This is a genomic window from Erwinia wuhanensis, from assembly GCF_030484085.1.
Taxonomy (GTDB): domain Bacteria; phylum Pseudomonadota; class Gammaproteobacteria; order Enterobacterales; family Enterobacteriaceae; genus Erwinia; species Erwinia aeris.
Genome location: NZ_JAUJUH010000004.1, coordinates 98,166 through 116,145 on the forward strand (window position 1 = coordinate 98,166; position 17,980 = coordinate 116,145).

Genomic DNA, 17,980 nt, shown 5'->3' on the forward strand with positions numbered 1-17,980 from the left:
TTTATTTCCCCCATACAGCGTACCCACCGTAACCATCAGGATGTAATATTTTCCAGAACTCACTACCAGGCGTGTGCTGGGAACGAGGAACCAACCGCATTAAACCGTCTTCAAGTTCATGGTGCCATGTCCAGCCCGTTGGAGGTTGTCTTGGTGCTAACTCAGTAGGCGTACGCTCCAAATTAATCCCTAGCTCTTTCATATTTTGAGCAAATTCTTTATCAGACTCCATCGCTTTCAATAGCGATTCGTTTGCCTCCTGAAAATGTCGGCCACGTGAAACACCAGGATAGGAGGTTTCGCCCCAAGTGGAGAAACGGCCGCGCCATACCACTTCGCCGTGTTCGTCGGTCATCCGTTCCGGCAGGCCGTTCAGTTCGGTGTGATACCAGAAAATATCCGACTGTTGACCAATGCTGTCTGCGCGCGCCAGCGGTTCCCAGCTGTTTTCGCCGTAGATGTACTGCGTGTTGCGCGCAGGCTGAAGGCTGCTGCTTTCGCCCACCATCCGCATGCCGCTCCACAGAAACGAAATAGCTTCCGTTTCCCTTGCCTGGCGATGCAGGATTTTTTGCGTACGGCGGCCCAGCGCGTCGTAGCTATATTCCGCACGGGGCTGAACTCCCTGCGCCCGTCAAAGCCTACTTCGCTGACGCGGTGCTCGTCGTCATAGCTGAAGTGCTGCTCCATGGCGTCGGCAGACGATTTTCGTCACGTCATGCGGCCAAAGCCGTCATATTGCCAACGCGCGCCTTTCAGCCTGAGCAGCAGGTTGCGCCCGGGCTGTCGGGCTGGTTTACGGCAGCATCTCCTGGTAAATAAATACCTTCAAGCGGTTAGGGATTTTGCTCTGCTTAACGTATTTCAGATTGATATGCAGCAGATGATCAGTGCCGTTCAGCTCGCTAACCGGAAGGCAGAGTGCTGCCAATCTGAAAGGCATATTATTGTGGGTTACCGTCCGAGAGGCGGTAACTGCAGTACGCCGTAGGTAAATATTACCGTTGATTGGCTGGCTGAAGCGGGGTTTGAGGTGGGCACCTGTGTCAATCTGAAGGTCCCAGACGGCGGCTTGTTGCTGAGTCCCGACAGCAGCGAAAAGATACGACTACCTCAGGAACAGGCGCAGCTTGAGCAAGAGTAGTGGGAGATTGAGCGGCTCCGCCAGCAGGCGCTGGCGTTGCTGGTTCAGGCCAGCGGCTAAAAATAAAGCCGGAAGGATCGTTGAAATCGCTTCCGGCTTATTTTTTTAATTTAATGGGTTTATAATCCTTTATCTTATCAGCTATTCCAGACGATCCCAGCAGGCGCGATATTCAAACGCTACGCCAGATATATCGACATAGCCGCTTATTGACCACCCAGACAATTACTAACTTAGTATTAACCTCTATAACGAGAACCCTTTACATTAAAAAATAAACTTTCCCGAGGTGTTTAACAATCTTAATAATAAAGAAAAATCACCAACAAAAAAATCTACATATCGTCTATGGCTTCTTTTATTTGTGAATAAATAAACTCACCGTAGCTGTCAAAGATTATATTCTTCTTACCTGTTCGCTTAAAAGACAACTCAGTTTCAACTATTACAGACTCACCAGAACTACCGACCATTTCGGTATCTATTGAATATAAAGGGCCATACCCTGATGATTTAACAAGAATCATATTATCGCTTATATCACCTCGAGCTCTGGCTTCAATAGTAGTATATAAAACGCAAGGCACTTGATTTTCGTCCTTACCTTTTTGGGTAATGCCATAATATGTATCACCACAAAAAGACAGCGCCCCATAGTTTTTCAAGAAATATTTATATGAATTTGGAAATTTAAGTCCAATCAATTTTTCAAACTCTTTTATTTTAAGGTCATTAACTCCTCCTGTAGAAAGGATATCTTCCCCACTTAATTTCATTTCTTTGTCAGCAAGATCAATATGATTCATAATTTTCCTTAAAATCCAAGGCTCTAATTTTCCAATAAGATTTTTTCCATTTATTAAATGGTCTTCTATCCATAGATGGCGGAGCACTGTTGTAGGGGCGTCTGACCCCGTCTGGTCCAACCCACGACTTATCCCATTGATTTGAGTATATATGTAAGACTCTATCCTTTGCACTATGGTAGCTGCTCAAGATTTCTGCCATAGAGCCGGGTTCATCCTGAGTAAGGTGATGTAAATTAACTTCAAGTCCATCATTTCCTATGGGAGCGTCCCTTTTTTCATTCGCTGTATATTTGACCTCCCAAAAGCATCAACATGATAAGGATCAAAAAGGTTATCCCGCTGATAAACCTTACGGCCCGCAACTTCTTTTGCGGTCCAGCAAGCTAACCCCAGCGGATCAACCCAAACCAGCGGATCGCCCACATACCCATAAGTATTAATCCCACCCGCCAGCCCTATCGGGTCAACCTGGGTAAACCGCCCACCCACCGGATCGTAATAGCGGAATAAATTGTAATGAAGGCCCGTCTCCCTGTCCAGGTACTGCCCCTGAAACCGGAGATTCTGCTGTACCGCCTGGAAGCCGGTCACGCTTTCGCGCTCCGTTTCACCCCAGGTGGAGAAACGGCCGCGCCATCTCGCTTTATTCGTCGGTCAGAAGGTGGTGAACGCAGAGAGCCGCAGGTGAATATGTTGGGTAAATTCCTGGCAGAGAGAGGTTTGTGGTAGGGGGCGGGGGTTGGTCATAAGGTATTGGAAAGCTGTCTGGTACTGCCCCCCACAGAGGGAGAGGATTCAGCAACGTAGGAAACAGGCACAGCTTGAATAGCAGAAGCAAGAAAGGAAAGGCCCGGCTGCAGACACTGGCTCTACTGGCACAGGTTAGCGGCTAAAAATGAAGCTGTAAAAATCCTTAAGATGGCTTACAACTTAATACGCAGTCTAAAAACATCCTTTTTAGAGGCACACTTTTTAAATGTGCCCTTCAAAAATTTAACCTTTAACCTTTAACCTTTAACCTTTAACCTTTAACCTTTCAATAATAAGTCATAAAGCGGATTAGAATTGAACTTAGCATTATTGATAGCTAGATTAATCAATTCTATTTTATAAATTCCACAGCGATCTTTTCCTCATGAGTAAAATATAAATAACCTTCTTTACCATCAATTATTTCTATTTAAATTTTAATATAAATACCCATACAATGAAACTTATTCATTTCGACAAATTTTTCGGCACCTCATATCCTTATGCATGCCCTCCCACGATTATGATTAATACTTTTAAAATCACATGCGGATTTAATTCTTGAAAAAATACAATTGAATTAAATTAAACACGTAGAAAAAATAACTACCTTTCCCAGAAAGATAAAATCACTGTATTTTAATAAAATCATAGGATAAAACGATTAAACCCTAACGATATCAGTGATATGGTTAACCTTTATTTTGCTAGGCTCAAAGGAGATATTAATACAATTCAATTCTTTATTAAACCTCAGCTCGTAACTTCCTGGAGCTAAATCTACTATAGCCCCAGAGATATATTCAGAATTATCTGGCTCGAGATCTCCGCCACTTGTGTCTTCGCCTGCGCCTATAAAAACCTTTCCTGATGGTATATTCAAATATAATGAATCGTATTGACCATCTATCTCATCGCAAATATTTATTTTATACTCACCATCAATACCAAGATTTAAAAAAATAACATTCCCCTGATTAACCTCCGCAATTTCATCTTCGGGGATACTCCACCAATCAGCATCATCATTAATTCTATGCCTAAGTGAAACCAGATCGAAAATAGACAAAGTTGCAGTATCAGTCGAAATTGAAAATTTCTTATTCATTAATACCTCTATTGAAAAATAATTTCACTAATCATATCACCCGGCTTAAGACCAGCTTTTCTACCTGCATTTTTTAAAGAACTACCAACACTCTTATTTATCGATTCGTTTAACATTTGTAGCCTTTGGGTTGGTGAACCACCAACTATCAAATCCACAGGGTGATCGGCATTTAGTTTTGTTAAATCCGGTGAACTTCCAAACATTCTTTCATAGCGGGCTGCAATTCGTCTTCTGTAAGAGCTTTGTATTGATGAAATTCTTACATCATGGGTTCCCGGTGACCACATCAATTCTCCTCGTTGAGCAGCACGATTAAGAGCATTTTGTTTTTTCTGAAACTGTCTTTCAAGAAAACCTCTCTCAGAATCCGATAAATTAGCATTACTCAAAATTTTAGGCTTGCTTACGGTTAGTGTTGCACCAGAAGTACACTTACTCAACCCCAGCGGATCAACCCAAACCAGCGGATCGCCCACATACCCATAAGTATTAATCCCACCCGCCAGCCCTATCGGGTCAACCTGGGTAAACCGCCCACCCACCGGATCGTAATAGCGGAATAAATTGTAATGAAGGCCCGTCTCCCTGTCCAGGTACTGCCCCTGAAACCGGAGGTTCTGCTGTACCGCCTGGAAGCCGGTGACGCTTTCGCGCTCCGTTTCGCCCCAGGTGGAGAAACGGCCGCGCCATACCACCTCGCCGTGTTCGTCGGTCATCCGTTCCGGCAGGCCGTTCAGTTCGGTGTGATACCAGAAAATGTCCGACTGTTCGCCGATGCTGTCTACGCGCGCCAGCGGTTCCCAGCTGTTTTCGCCGTAGATGTACTGCGTGTTGCGCGCAGGCTGAAGGCTGCTGCTTTCGCCCACCATCCGCATGCCGCTCCACAGAAACGAAATAACTTCCTTTTCCCTTCCGTGGCGATGCAGAATTTTTTGCGTACGGCGACCCAGCGCGTCGTAGCGATATTCCGCACGGCTGAACTCCCTGTGCCCGTCGAAACGTACTTCGCTGACGCGGTGCTCGTCGTCATAGCTGAAGTGCTGCTCCACGGCATCGGCAGACGATTTCCGCCACGTCATGCGACCAAAGCCGTCGTAGCGCCAGCGCGCACCCTTCAGCCTGAGCAGCAGGTTGCGCCAGACGGTTTCGCCCGGGCTGTCGGTCTGGTTTCCGGCAGCGTCCCAGCTGAAATGCTCTTCCTTATAGGTGCGGACTTCACGCGTGACCTGCCCCGTTGCATCATAGCCAAAGCGCTGCTGCTGGTTTGCCCACTCGTTCTGCCGCGTTGCGCTGTCCGACACCAGCTGCTGCATCACCTGATCCAGACGATCCCAGCGATAGCGGCGCTCCAGCACCACGCCTGAACGATCGATAAAGCCGCTGCGGCGCATCACGATCCGCCCGACAGGATCGTAGCGCGTCTCCTGATGCAGCGCGCCCTGGGTGCGATCGATCTCACGATGCAGCTTATCGCGCTGATAGCCCGCGATTTCGCTCTGCTTACCGTGCATTTTCAGGTTCATCTGCAGCAGATGACCGGTGCCGTAGCGCAGGCAGTTCAGCTCGCGCCCGTCCGGCAGCGTGCTGCCGGTCAGGTTGCCCAGCGCGTCATACTGATGCGTGAACAGCCCGCCGCTGTTCTCTTCGCTGAGCAGGTTGCCCAGCGCGTCGCTGGTTAAGGTCAGTACTTCGGCTTCTGCCTCACGGCCTTCAGCTCGTGCCTTCTCCCATTCCGTCAGCGCTATCTTTCTGACTTCCACGCAGTCCGGGCCGTAGTGATATTCGGTACGGTGCTGCTGCGTAGTTTTCACCGTCAGGCGACTGACTTCATCATATTCAAACTGCGTGCGGTGAGGCGGCAGGTTTTCGCCTTCAACAGACAACGGATGCTGTACGACTTCCGTAACCTGGCCCAGCTCGTCATAACCATAGCTTTTGCGACGCCCCGCGTAGTCAATCTGCGCCAGCAGGCGCTGGCTGTTGTCATACTCGAACTGCCAGCGATCGCCGTTTGGATTGATTAACGCCGTCATCCGTCCAAAGCGATCGTACTGATAGCGGGTAATATGCCCTGCTGGATCGGTCTGGCTGACGATCTGCCCGCGCACGTTACGGGCCACGTGCCGCTCTGAAAAGCTGTCGACGTTCTCGCCAACCAGCATGCCGGCGCGATCGTATTCATATTCCGTTTCACGTCCGTCAGGACGCGTCAGGCACTGCAGACGACCCGCAGCGCTCCAGCGATAACGCGTAGTGTTGCCTTCCGCGTCCGTGCTGCTCAGCAACCTTCCCGCATCATCATACAGACGATAACTTTGGTTGCCGGAGCAGTCCTCGTCGCGCCGGAGCTGCCCGCGCTCGTTCCACCAGAAGCGATGCATGTTGTCCAGCGCGTCGGTGCGCGTGATTAAATCGCCCTGCTCGTTCCAGGTAAAACGGCTGGTACCGCCGAGCGGATCGGTTACGGCTACAACATCTCCGGCGTCGTTGTACTCGTATTGCCACACGGCACCGTCGGGCTGCACCTCTTTTAACGGAAACGCATAGGATGGATGCCAGAGGGTCGTAGTGGTCTGACCCAGCGGATCGCGCACCATCGACAGATTGGCGCGTTCATCGTAGTCATAGGTCCAGACCCGATCGCCCGGCGCAAGGGTAGCCATCAGCAGGTCGCCCTGCTCCGCCCAGCGGTATCGCCAGTGCGCGCCATAGCTGTCGATATAGTCGGTAATACGACAAAGCTCGTCCCAGCGATGCTGCGTGGTGCCGCCAGAAAAACAGGTCACGTTTGCGCTGCGATCTTCTTCGTCTGCATCGATCAGCCAGCGCTCCAGGCAATGCTGATGTTCGTCCAGCACCTGATACTCATATACGCGCCAGTAACGTGGATCGCGGGCTGGCTGCCACTGGTAGGCCACGGTCAGGCCGGTGGCGTAACTGTGCGAGGCCATCAGATCGCTGGCGCGATCCCAGCTGAAGCGGCGGGTTTCAACCCCATCAGCATCCTGCACCGCAATCAGCTGTCCCTGCGGGTTATAGCGATAATTCACCAGAGGACATAATTCCCCGGCGACCACCTGATGCAGCGCCGTCAGTCGGCCATATTGCGGTTCATAGCTCAGCCGCACGTCCAGCGCTTCGTTATCGCCAGCGATGGCGGTCAGCTGTCCGGCTTCATTCCAGGTAAAATGCTGGCAGTTTTCATGACGGTCATAAATGCGGCCGATTCGCCATTCACCCTCACGCTGCGGATCTGGCTCGTAAAGATGAAACTCGCCTTGGGCGGTCTGCATGACGATAACGCCCTGCAGCGAGCAGAACAGCGTAAAGCCCTCTTCATCAAAACGCACCACGTCGCCTGGCGCAATCTCGCCCAGTCCCAGCTCCTGACCCGTTATGTCGCGCCAGGCAAACTGGAAAGTCCCGTCCGGATGACGAAAGCGGAGCAGACGCGTTTCAAACGGCAGCATCCAGCCCGTGCCCAGCAGACCGGTCGTCAGGTTGCGGCTGTGATAGATGCGTTGCCAGTAAAGCGGGATACGATCTTCCAGCACAAAATCCAGATCGTCCTGACCGGCCAGGATCTTGGCCCCGGTAGCATAGTTAACCGGGTGAAAACTCTGCATCGCCGCGGAGGAGATGGCGCCTGCGGCAACCGTTCCTCCGGCTTCAGAAACGATCGTACAGGTGATTTGCCGCAGCGCGCGCCGGGCGGCGATGCGGGTAAAAAGCTGTTCCAGCAGTTTTGCCCCTTCTTTACCGATACCGCCGCTCAGCAGGCCGCCGATAAAATAGGCCAGCATGTTTTTGCCGCTGCGAATATCGCGCACCACCACGCTGTCCCCGCCGATACGCACGCGCGGGTTATCGCTGACCTGAACAGTAGCTTCACAGGTGCTGCGATGCCCGTTGCGCACTGCAGGATGGCCGTTGATCATCACCTTTTTCGAGCCTTCCGCCAGAAAATTGGCATTCTCGGCCAGATGCCCTTTGGTACAGGCGACGGTATCTTTATTGGCTGGCGTGGCATAAGGACTGGCACTGGCAACGGTCGGCTGAATCAAATCATCCCAAAGATTGCTAAACCAGTTGCCTACCGATTCAGCGTTAAGATGGCTGACCTTATCCAGCGCGGCGCTCACGGCATCGCCCGGATGACGGATAGTGGAAGCGATCCCGCCCGCCACGGCCATGGCAATATCTTTCAGCCCCGGCGCTTCTTCGCTGCCGACAGACGGCGAAGCCAGCCAGGCACGGCTTACGGTTCCTGCCGCGCGTGCAGCCGGTTTGCCCATGATCTTAACGTTATCAGAACCGCTGGTTATAACCGCATCCGGCGGCCCGCGCATGCCCAGCGTATCCAGCAGGCCGTCAACGGCGTCGCTGGCTTTGTTGCCCAATTTTTCAGGATAGCCGGATGCCATCGCACCCAGCATGGCTGCCGCGCCAACCGCGACGCCGGCTACCGGGTTGACGGCAAACAGCAGGCCAGCGCCGGCTAAAATGCCGGTATAGATAGCTCCTTCAACTAATCCGCTGACAAGATCCGCCAGTGCGGAGCTGTGCACTAAAGGATCGTCTAAACGAGCTGCGATCGAATCGGACATCACTCAAGCCTCCGATCCTGCGGCAGGAATAAACCCTTTTTTAATATCTTGCCAGACGGCCAGGGAAGCCGCATCGAAAGAGCCTGCGCGGCTAAAGGTCAACGTCATCAGATGCGTAGCGGTTCTGGCGACCAGCAGCTTTTGCACGACCGCCACGCCCTGGTTTTCAAAACGCATCGCCACTTCCTGCGCAGGCAGGCCGCCGAAAAGCGCCTCCTGCACTTTTTCAGCCGCGAATTTTTTCATATCGCGTTTCACTTTTTCCAACTGCTGTTGCAGATAGCGCGCTTCTTCGCCTTCCTGCACATCCCACGCTCGGGTCACGACCAGCGTGGCGCGTGCTTTGGGCAGTTTCAGTAAGGTGATGCTTTGTTCCTGGACCGCTTCAGGTAACGTCAGCGTGCCTTCGGATAAAATGTAATTCATGAATTGCTTCCTTTTTTATCGAAGGCCTGAAGAACCTCATAGCCGATAGTCATCGGTGTTGGATCGGGCGTGATGCCCGGCGTTGGCGTGCTGATATTCAGATCCAGCGTGCCGCCGGTATTGATTTGTCCGTTGCCGGTGGCGTTGATTTGGAACTGAATGCATTGCAACGAAATAGTGCCGTTGGGATCGAGCGTCAGCACGCTCTCGCCCGAAACAAAGCTGATGCCTTGTCCGGCGGCAATTTGCAAGCCATCCTGCGCCCAAAGCTCGTAATCTCCTCCCACCAGTTCATTTCGTGATTTCTGTGTTTTCTGCACGTAAGCGCCGCTCACCGTGCTGGTAAAATCTTTATTAACGGATACCGTCTGATTACCGCCTACCGTGTGGGTTTCATCGTTTTTGATATTGGTATCCATATTCTTCTGCGCCTGGATCCACACCTGTTCCTCGCCCGCCTTATCTTCAAAGCGCAGCGCGTTGGCGTTGTCCGGCGTGCCGTCCTTCGAGCGGCTTAAAAAGCCCATCTGCGTTGCCGCGCCGGGCAGCGCCCACGGCGGCATGCTCGCCTCGTTGTACACGCGGCCCGTCACGATCGGCCTGTCCGGATCGCCGTTGATAAAGTCGATCACCACCTCGTCGTTGACGCGCGGGATCTGCACGCCGCCGAATCCCTGGCCCGCCCAGGCGCTCGACACGCGCACCCAGCACGAGCTGGTGTCGTCCCCCTTCGCCAGACGGTCCCAGTGGAACTTCACCTTGATGCGCCCGTATTTGTCCGTCCAGATGGATTCGCCCTTCGGCCCCACCACCTTCGCCGTCTGCGGCCCGTGCGTGCGCGGCCACGCCGTTTCCGGCGCCGCACGGTACGTCACCGCCGACGGGATAACCCCGATGGCGATATTGTGCTTCGTGCCGCCGTCGCCCCCGCTGGCGTAGCGATTCTCCTCGAAGTCGTAGTACGCGCTCACCGTCAGGTACTCACCGTTGTCGCTGAAGAACGGCGCGTTCAGCAGCGTGAAGGTGTTCCCCGGCGCCAGCCCCAGCGCCGTGCCCACCGCGCTTATCTGCTGGTGCTCCACCTGCCACACCTCCTGGCGGATTTTCGCGTAGTGCTCCCCGTGGTCGTGGTCCACGAAGTGCCCCGGCCAGTCGTACACGTCTATCTGCCCCGGCGCCGGCGACGCCGGGTTCTGCCGCGCCTGCAGCATCCACGCGTTCGGCTTGCGGAAGTCGTAGTCGTCTATGCTGTAGATGCCCGGCGTCACGCTGTCCTCCATCTCCCACACGCTGATGCCCTCGGCGGAGGTGCTGCCGCCCGACGGCGTCGCGTGGTACGGAATAACCCCGTAGCCCGGGAAAGGCTGGTGCTGCCGCGCGCTGTCCGCCAGCACCAGCGTGTGCCTGTCCGCCTCGTGGCGGAAGAAGTAGTAAATCCCCTCCAGCTCCATCAGCCGGCTGATAAAGTCGAAGCTGCTCTCCTGGTACTGCACGCAGTACTCCCACACCCGGTAGCTGCCCGTCAGCCTGTCCTCCACCGTCACGCCGTACTCGTCCAGCAGCGTTTTGATTATCTGCACCACCGTCTGCCCCTGGAAGATGCGCAGGTTGCGGTCGCGCTTCATCGGCCACAGGTCCGGCTCCATGCTCAGGCGGTACACCGCGTAGCGCGTGCCGTTCAGCTCCTGGCTGTAGACCCCGGCGCGGGTGATTTTGCCGTTCAGGTAGCGCGTGCCCATGCCCTGCGTGGGGATGCACACGGTAACCGGCTGGCCCAGCAGCGTTTTGCGGTCGAGGCGCGCGTCGGGGCTCAGCAGCTCCACGGTGAACTCAAAGGCGTCGGCGAGCTTCTCCCGGCCGCTGAGCTTCCAGAACAGCAGGCCCTCGACCGGCAGGATGACGGTGATACGATCAAACATAGTAATTTCCCGGACTGGCAGGCCCGGCGGGACGCCGGGCGGATAAGGAATGGACAGGAACTGAGCGGCGCGCGCGGCCTCAGCTTTGCGGGTTCAGCAGCCACACGCCTTCGCGATCGACGGTAATGCGCTGATCGCGGGTCTGGCCGCTGTTGCTGATGCTGAAGCGGTAATCGCCCGGCGGCAGCTGCAGCATAGCGAAGCCGTTCGGCGACGGCACCAGCGCCTGCGGATTGCCGTTCATCGCTACTTTATCGCCCGGCAGCAGCTTGATATAGACCTGGGCGACAGGCTCCGGCGGTGGCGCAGGTTCGGCGGCCTTCGCCGTTTCCGCTGGCGGCTGAGAGGCCGTTGGCGTTACTGCTGGCGCAGAAGTCACCTCAGGCGCAGAAGTTGCCGCTGGCGCATTCGTGGCGGCCGTCTGCGGCGCATCGTCGCTGCCGCCGCCCGCCATCAGCGCGCCCACGCCAATCCCCACCAGCACGCCTGCGGCAATCAGGCCAGGCACCATAAAGCGCTTCAGCCCGGCGGCTTTTGGCGCAGCCTGCTCTTCTTCTACCGGCACCAGCATGGTGCCAGGCCCGCTGACCTTCACCTCAACGATTTCACTGATATCGCTGGCGGAAAGCGCCATCAGCGCCGCCAGCTCGTCTATGGTCTGCGGCCGATCTTCCGGTTGCAGCGCCAGCGCGCGGTCAATCGCGTGCAGCAGCGGCAGCGAGTAGCCGGCGGGCTTCTGCTGCACCAGCGGCTTATAGTTATCCTCGATGCTGCGCACCACGCTGACCGGCGGCGGCGAGCCAACAATCAGCGTATGCAGCACTGCGCCTAGCGCATAGATATCGGTCCAGGTGCCCTGCTCGCTCTCGTTGTCGTCGCTGTACTGCTCAATCGGCGCAAAGCCCGGCTTGAGCATGGTTTCGGTTTCATCAGAAAGGTTGCCGATAGCCTTGCGGGCGGAACCGAAGTCCAGCAGCACCGGCACGCCGTTTTCCTGGATCTGGATATTATCCAGCGAGATATCGCGATGCAGATAGCCTTCGCGGTGGATAGTATTGATAGCGCCGAACAGCGGCGGCAGCAGGCAGCGGATCCAGGCTTCGCTAATCATCTCCGGGCGGCGGCTGTGCAGCTGCGACAGCGTGGTGCCGGTATAGAACGCCGTGCCCATATAGGCGGTATCGTTCTGCACCCAAAAGCGCAGCACGTGCAGCAAATTCGGATGATTAAAGCGGGCCAGCAGGCGCGCCTCCTGAATAAAGCTGTTCAGCCCGGCGTGAAACGTTTTGCTGAAGCGCTCGCTGCGCAGTACCAGCGTCAGATCGTCGCTGCGCACCGCCAGCGAGGCGGGCATAAACTCTTTAATGGCGATGGTGCGTTCAAGCTGATGATCCCAGGCGCGATAGACGATACCGAAGCCGCCGCCGCCGATGACCTCTTTAATTTCAAACTCGTTAAAGCGGTAGCCCACCGGCAGAGCGCCAGGAATGGCTCGCGGAATATCTTGTTCTGACATATTGGACAACTCTCTTAATTGCGGCTTACGCCTCAAACTGACACTGGAACTCGCCGTCGTGCAGGGTTACCCGCAGGCGCTGGTACTGCTCTTCACGCCGGTGTGCGTCCAGCAGCAGCTGGCTCATCTGCGGCAGCAGCGTGTTGGTAAGGATGGCATCGACCATACGGCCGCCGGATTCTACCTCGGTGCAGCGCTGAACGATGCGTGCAATCACGCTGTCATCCACCTCGGAGACGATGCCGTGGTTCTGCGCCAGACGCTGCTGGATGCGCTTTAGCTGTAGCCGCACAATGCTGGCGAGCATGTCGTCGCTCAGCGGATAATAAGGCACCACCAGCAGACGGCCCAGCAAAGCCGGCGGGAAAACCTCCAGCAGCGGCCCGCGCAGCGCGCCCGCCAGCGCGTCCGGTTCCGGCATCAGTTCCGGATCGGCGCACATGGCGCTGATAAGCTGCGTGCCGACGTTGGAAGTCAGAATAATCAGCGTGTTGCGGAAGTCGATATGACGCCCTTCGCCATCTTCCATCCAGCCTTTATCAAAGACCTGGAAGAAAATTTCATGCACATCGGGATGCGCCTTCTCGATTTCGTCCAGCAGCACCACGCTGTAAGGACGACGGCGCACGGCTTCGGTCAGCACGCCGCCTTCGCCATAGCCGACATAGCCCGGCGGCGCGCCTTTCAGCGTCGAAACGGTGTGCGCTTCCTGAAACTCGCTCATATTGATGGTGATAATGTTCTGCTCGCCGCCGTAGAGCGTTTCGGCCAGCGCCAGCGCGGTTTCGGTTTTGCCGACGCCGGACGGGCCGCAGAGCATAAAGACGCCCACCGGCTTATTCGGGTCGTCCAGCCGCGCGCGGGAGGTGCGCACGCGTTTGGCGATCAGATCCAGGCCGTGGCGCTGACCAATTACGCGCTCGTTCAGCGTGTCGGCCAGCTTCAGCACCGCGTCGATTTCGTTTTTCATCATGCGGCCCAGCGGGATGCCGGTCCAGTCGGCAACTACAGCGGCGACCACGTTGGCATCGACGGCGGCAAACAGCAGCGGCGCTTCGCCCTGTAGCGTTTTCAGCTGCTGCTGCTGCTCTGCGAGCAGCTGCTGAAGGGCGGCAACATCTTCCGCATCATCCTTATGCAGCCGCTCGCGCAGTGCGATAATGGCGTCCACCAGCCCGCGTTCGCTCTGCCAGCGTGCCGTCAGTTCATCGCGCTGGCGGCCTAGCGCAGCCAGCTGCTCGCTGATTTTTGCCGCCCGGGACGCATCGCCAATCGCCACTTTCGCCTCGCGCTCCGCTATCTCTTTTTCAATCGAAAGCGCGTGGATGCGGTGCAGGCAGTCTTCCAGCTGCGGCGGCTGCGCGCTCTGGCTGACGGCGACGCGGGCGCAGGCGGTATCCAGCAGCGCCACGGCTTTGTCGGGCAGCTGGCGTGCCGGAATATAGCGATGCGAAAGCTTAACCGCCGCCGCCACGGCCTCATCCAGCAGCAGGACGCGATGGTGCTTCTCCAGCGTGGTGACGGTGCTGCGCAGCATCAGCAGCGCTTTCTCTTCGTCCGGCTCCTGCACCTGCACGGTCTGGAAACGCCGGGTCAGCGCCGGATCTTTCTCGATATATTTTTTGTATTCCGCCCAGGTGGTCGCGCCGATAGTGCGCAGCTGGCCGCGAGCCAGCGCGGGTTTTAACAGGTTGGCGGCATCGCCCGTGCCCTGCTGGCCGCCCGCGCCGATCAGCGTGTGGATCTCGTCGATAAACAGGATGATCGGCGTCGGGCTGGACTGCACTTCATTGATCAGCGCCTGAAGCCGCGCCTCAAATTCGCCTTTCATGCCCGCGCCGGCCTGCAACATACCGATATCCAGCAGCCACAGCTGCACGTTGCGTAGCGGCTCCGGCACGTCGTCTGCCGCCATGCGCAGCGCCAGGCCTTCCACCACCGCCGTTTTGCCGACGCCCGCTTCGCCGGTCAGCAGCGGGTTGTTCTGGCGGCGACGCATCAGGATATCCACCATCTGGCGGATCTCTTCATCGCGTCCGGCGATCGGATCGATCTTGCCTTCGCGCGCGCGCGCCGTCAGATCCTGCGCGTACTGTGCCAGCGTGCTTTTTTGCTGCGGCACGGCACCCTCCTGAACGGGCGCGGCGGTGATGCTGCTCTCCTTGCTGTTGGCGAACACGCTGTCGAACTGCTCCAGCAGCGTATCGGCGCTGATACGGCCAAACTGCGGCGAAATACTTTTCAGCACGTTGGCCAGATTGAACGTTTTCAGCAGGCCAATCAGCAGATGGCCGCCACGGATCTGCTGCACGCCGAACTTCAGCGAGCCGTACACCCAGGCGCGCTCAACCGCGCTGTCGATATGTTCGGACAGATCCGACACCGCGCTGGCGCCGCGAGGCAGACGATCCAGCGCCCCGACGATATCGCGCGTCAGCGCCTCTTCATCCAGTGAAAAATAGCGGATCGCCTGTTGCAGATCGCCTTCCTGCTGCTGCATCAGCTGATGCAGCCAGTGCACCAGCTCCACATAGGGATTGCCGCGCAGCTTGCAGAAGGCGGTGGCGCTTTCCAGCGAGGTAAATAACAGCGTGTCCAGTTTGCCGAACAGTACGGCGCGGCTGATTTCTGACATGGTTGTTCTCGGTAAGTAGATGACGGTTAAAACAGAGAGCCGTAAAGAACAAGCCCGATAAGCGAGCGGCCCGGTTCGGCAAGGCGGCCGGAAAAAGTGACTTTCTCTGTCAAGGTCGTGCGGGTTTTAACAAAACGTTATCTGGCAGCGACCTGCTCCGCCGGTTCCGGGCTGAAGGTCAGATCGCGCAGCGGCTCGCCGCTTTTTAAATGGCCGAGCCAGCTGTTAAAGCCGAGCCGGGTTGCGTCGCCGGGCCGGATCCCTTTGGCCTCTTCCGCCGCCAGGATCAGCTTCAGCTCCCAGATATATTCAATGCCCAGGTATTGCCGTACCCAGTCGCGCAGCGCAAGAGTCCAGGCCTCGCCCGGCAGAAAGCGGTTATAGGTTTCCAGCGGCATCGGCCCCAGCTCGATGCGGAACTTATGCTGCACGTCACGCACCGCCACGCCCAGAAACATCGATTCGCCCAGCTTCGGCGCATGTCGGCCCGCGCCCAGCTTCGCCCGCTCGCGGCTGTCGATCGGCAGCCAGTGCGGCACGTTTCCCACCAGCCTGACCGGCACCTTAAAATAGTGGCTGAGGATCTTTTGCAGGCCTTCGACGTCGCGCGCGTGGCGGGTTAAATGCCCGGCCACCGCAAAGCGCGCGTGATCGCTCAGGCTGCCTTTTGCCAGCTGGCCCGGCTGGCCCATGCCGATCAGGCTCGCCAGATAACGATCGAAGCGCTGATTGTCTTCCCGATCCAGCGATACCGTTGGCTGCGCGTCGGCCCAGGCGCGGTAAAACAGCAGCGTCAGCCGATGGTGAAACAGGTCGGCAAAGGCCGACATACTGCGATCCTGATGATGAATAATGCGCTCGCGGGCGTACTCCGTCAGGTGCGTCGGCAGCGGGCCGTTCGGGCCAAACAGGCCGAAGCTTAAAATTGAGATGTCGTGCAGCGAGCTGTTGTCGCGCGGGCCGGCCTTTGACAGCGTGGCGGGCGCGAAGGCCAGCGACGGCTCCTGACCGATGCGCAACGGCTCATGGCGCGGCAGCGGCGCGCGGCCGAGCGGATAGCGCTCGCCGCCCTGTGCGTCCAGCCTGCGCAGCAGCTGAAACAGGTCGTAGCGCCACGGTGCCTGCGTCACGCCCGACCAGAACGCCTCCGGCAGCCGCTGCGTTTTGCGAATGCGCAACACGTTCATATCAGCGCCCTTTTGCCCATGCGCGCGGGCCAGTAGCCGACCTCGCCGCGCTGCTGGCTGGTCAGCGTCAGCTCGGTAAAGCTGTTGATGGCGACCAGCCTGGCGAAGACCTGCTCCAGCACGCTGCCCAGCAGCCACGGGCTGGCGCCGGAAAACGCCTGCTCGTCGACGCTCAGCTCAATGCCGATGCCGCGCGCGAACACGATCGGGCCGGGTTCCGGCACCCGACGGCTGACCGGTTTGAGCCGACAGTGGCGAATGCCTTCAATCTGCCGGGCCACCGGCGCTTCCGCCAGATTGGCATACAGCCCCAGCAGCTGGCGCAGCGCCGTGGCGCCCTGGCCGTCATCGCTGTCCATCAGGCTTAAATAATTCAGCTGCAAATGGCTGATCAGCCGCCAGGTCGCCATGCCTTCCGCCAGCGCCGGACGCGGCGGCGTTGGGCCTTTGCGCAGCGTCAGCTGGCTGACCGGCACCGAGTCCGCCATCATAAAGTTGCCCTGATCCTGCGCCAGCAGCATCAGCGGCAGATCGCGACTGGTGCACAAAACTTCTGCCGTCAGATGGGTCAGATCGTCGCGCCACGGCGACTGGCGCTCATCCACCAGCGAAAGAAAGACTTCGGATCCGATATAGCCGGTGCGCGTACCGTAACGCTGCGCGCGCTCAGACAGCGTGCGCTGCTCGCGGCGCAGCGAAAAATAAGCGCCGTAGTCGCCTTCGTCACGGCTGAAGGTGCTCCAGAAAGGCCGGAACACCTGCTCGCCCTGCTGCCTGTCGCCCGTGGCGTACAGCTTCTGCACCGAGTAAATCTCGTAGTCGAGCGGACGAATGTTATCGACCACCAGATGGTATTCATGCACGCCTTCGCTGATTTTCTGCCGCTCCGCCGTTTTCGGGAACAGGTTGATAACCGGCGTACAGTGCAGCGCCAGATGGCTTTTGTCGATCGTCCGCTCCAGCGCCGCGTCGGCTTTGTCCAGCAGCAGGACGATCTCAAAGGCTTTTACCTCTGGCCCACAGCGTGAAGGCAGCTCGCCCAGGCCGCTGATGCTGACAAACTGGAAGCGCGCAGGAAAAGCGAAATATTCCTGAAGCAGCCTGTAACCGTCAAAGTTGCGCAGATCTTCCGGCAGCAGTGCCTGGTTAGCCGCAAAGCCCTCCTGCTTCAGCGCGTCGTCGCCCAGCACGACCCGCTGCGGCTGCGGCTCCACCGTCTGGCAAAAGCTGCCGACCGTGTGCTGCATCATCAGCTCCAGCAGCTGCTGCGCCTGAATGTCCGGGCCGCTGAGAAAAAACATCAGATCTTTCAGGGTCAGATGGCTCAGCGCCACTTCGCTAAAGCATTCAAGGCGGATACGCAGCGCGCTGACCGCACCGCGCTGGCTCAGCCCCATGCTGCCAAGCGGGATATCCGCCGGCACGCCGCCCAGTTCCACGTGAGCGATGCGCAGCGGTTGCAGCATCACGTCGTGCGCCGTGGCGTAGCTACAGGTGACGCCGCTTTTTTTCAGCATCTGGCTGTCCATCATGGTGCCGCGCGGCACCATGAAACCGCCGCTGATATCCCCTTTTTTACCGTCGGGATGCAGTTCAGCAATCGCCATTGAAGGCACGGGCGAAAGATAGTTGGGCGCGATCATCTCCAGCATCCGCTGCGAAAAGCGCGGGAACTCGGCGTCCATTTTCAGCTGCACGCGCGAGGTCAGAAAGGCAAAGCCCTCCATCAACCGCTCGACATAGGGATCGGCCACGTCAATGCCGCTCATGCCCAGCCGTCCGGCGACTTTGGGATAGCGTTCGGCGAACTCCGCCCCCATTTCGCGCAGGTACGCCAGTTCACGGTTGTAATAATCGAGCAGTTTGCTGTCCATAA

Annotated in this window: 11 protein-coding genes and 1 pseudogene; all 12 read right to left on the minus strand. The window is 57.1% G+C overall.

The annotated features are described in order from the left end of the window. Position 1 precedes the first annotated feature (1 nt). Positions 2–508, minus strand: coding sequence for an RHS domain-containing protein (locus QZH36_RS10955; RefSeq protein ID WP_301730205.1), 507 nt, complete (start codon positions 506–508; stop codon positions 2–4). A gap of 971 nt (positions 509–1,479) precedes the next feature. After that, the gene (locus QZH36_RS10960) at positions 1,480–1,950 is read right to left on the minus strand and encodes an SMI1/KNR4 family protein (RefSeq protein ID WP_301730206.1); all 471 of its coding nucleotides are present in this window, start codon (positions 1,948–1,950) and stop codon (positions 1,480–1,482) included. Beyond that, positions 1,937–2,212 carry an HNH/ENDO VII family nuclease gene (locus tag QZH36_RS21400; RefSeq protein ID WP_367652773.1) on the minus strand — a complete coding sequence of 92 codons (276 nt, stop codon included), beginning with the start codon at positions 2,210–2,212 and terminating at the stop codon, positions 1,937–1,939. Before QZH36_RS21400 ends, QZH36_RS10960 begins: the two co-directional genes overlap by 14 nt. 122 nt (positions 2,213–2,334) lie before the next feature. After that, positions 2,335–2,589 (minus strand): annotated as a pseudogene (locus tag QZH36_RS10965) (RHS repeat-associated core domain-containing protein); the annotation flags it as partial. 778 nt (positions 2,590–3,367) lie between these two features. Beyond that, positions 3,368–3,811 (minus strand): DUF6386 family protein, encoded by a 444-nt coding sequence (locus tag QZH36_RS10970; RefSeq protein WP_301730207.1) that lies wholly within the window; start codon positions 3,809–3,811, stop codon positions 3,368–3,370. 8 nt (positions 3,812–3,819) lie between these two features. Then, positions 3,820–8,421, minus strand: a complete 4,602-nt coding sequence (locus QZH36_RS10975; protein ID WP_301730208.1) for an RHS repeat-associated core domain-containing protein — start codon at positions 8,419–8,421, stop codon at positions 3,820–3,822. Between the two features lie 3 nt (positions 8,422–8,424). After that, positions 8,425–8,847, minus strand: a complete 423-nt coding sequence (locus QZH36_RS10980; RefSeq protein WP_301253541.1) for a DcrB-related protein — start codon at positions 8,845–8,847, stop codon at positions 8,425–8,427. Next, positions 8,844–10,766: a type VI secretion system Vgr family protein gene (locus QZH36_RS10985; protein WP_301730209.1), complete on the minus strand. Its 1,923-nt coding sequence runs from the start codon at positions 10,764–10,766 to the stop codon at positions 8,844–8,846. Before QZH36_RS10985 ends, QZH36_RS10980 begins: the two co-directional genes overlap by 4 nt. A 79-nt stretch (positions 10,767–10,845) precedes the next feature. Further along, positions 10,846–12,282, minus strand: a complete 1,437-nt coding sequence (locus QZH36_RS10990) for a serine/threonine protein kinase (RefSeq protein WP_253455479.1) — start codon at positions 12,280–12,282, stop codon at positions 10,846–10,848. A 25-nt stretch (positions 12,283–12,307) separates the two neighbouring features. Continuing rightward, the gene (tssH, locus tag QZH36_RS10995) at positions 12,308–14,917 is read right to left on the minus strand and encodes a type VI secretion system ATPase TssH (protein WP_253455481.1); all 2,610 of its coding nucleotides are present in this window, start codon (positions 14,915–14,917) and stop codon (positions 12,308–12,310) included. Between the two features lie 137 nt (positions 14,918–15,054). After that, on the minus strand, positions 15,055–16,104 hold the full coding sequence (gene tssG / locus QZH36_RS11000; protein ID WP_301253415.1) for a type VI secretion system baseplate subunit TssG: 1,050 nt from the start codon (positions 16,102–16,104) through the stop codon (positions 15,055–15,057). Then, a complete protein-coding gene (gene tssF / locus QZH36_RS11005; protein WP_301730210.1) occupies positions 16,101–17,978 on the minus strand; it encodes a type VI secretion system baseplate subunit TssF in 1,878 nt (625 codons plus the stop codon). The genes tssG and tssF overlap by 4 nt, the downstream gene beginning before the upstream one ends. Positions 17,979–17,980: the final 2 nt, after the last annotated feature.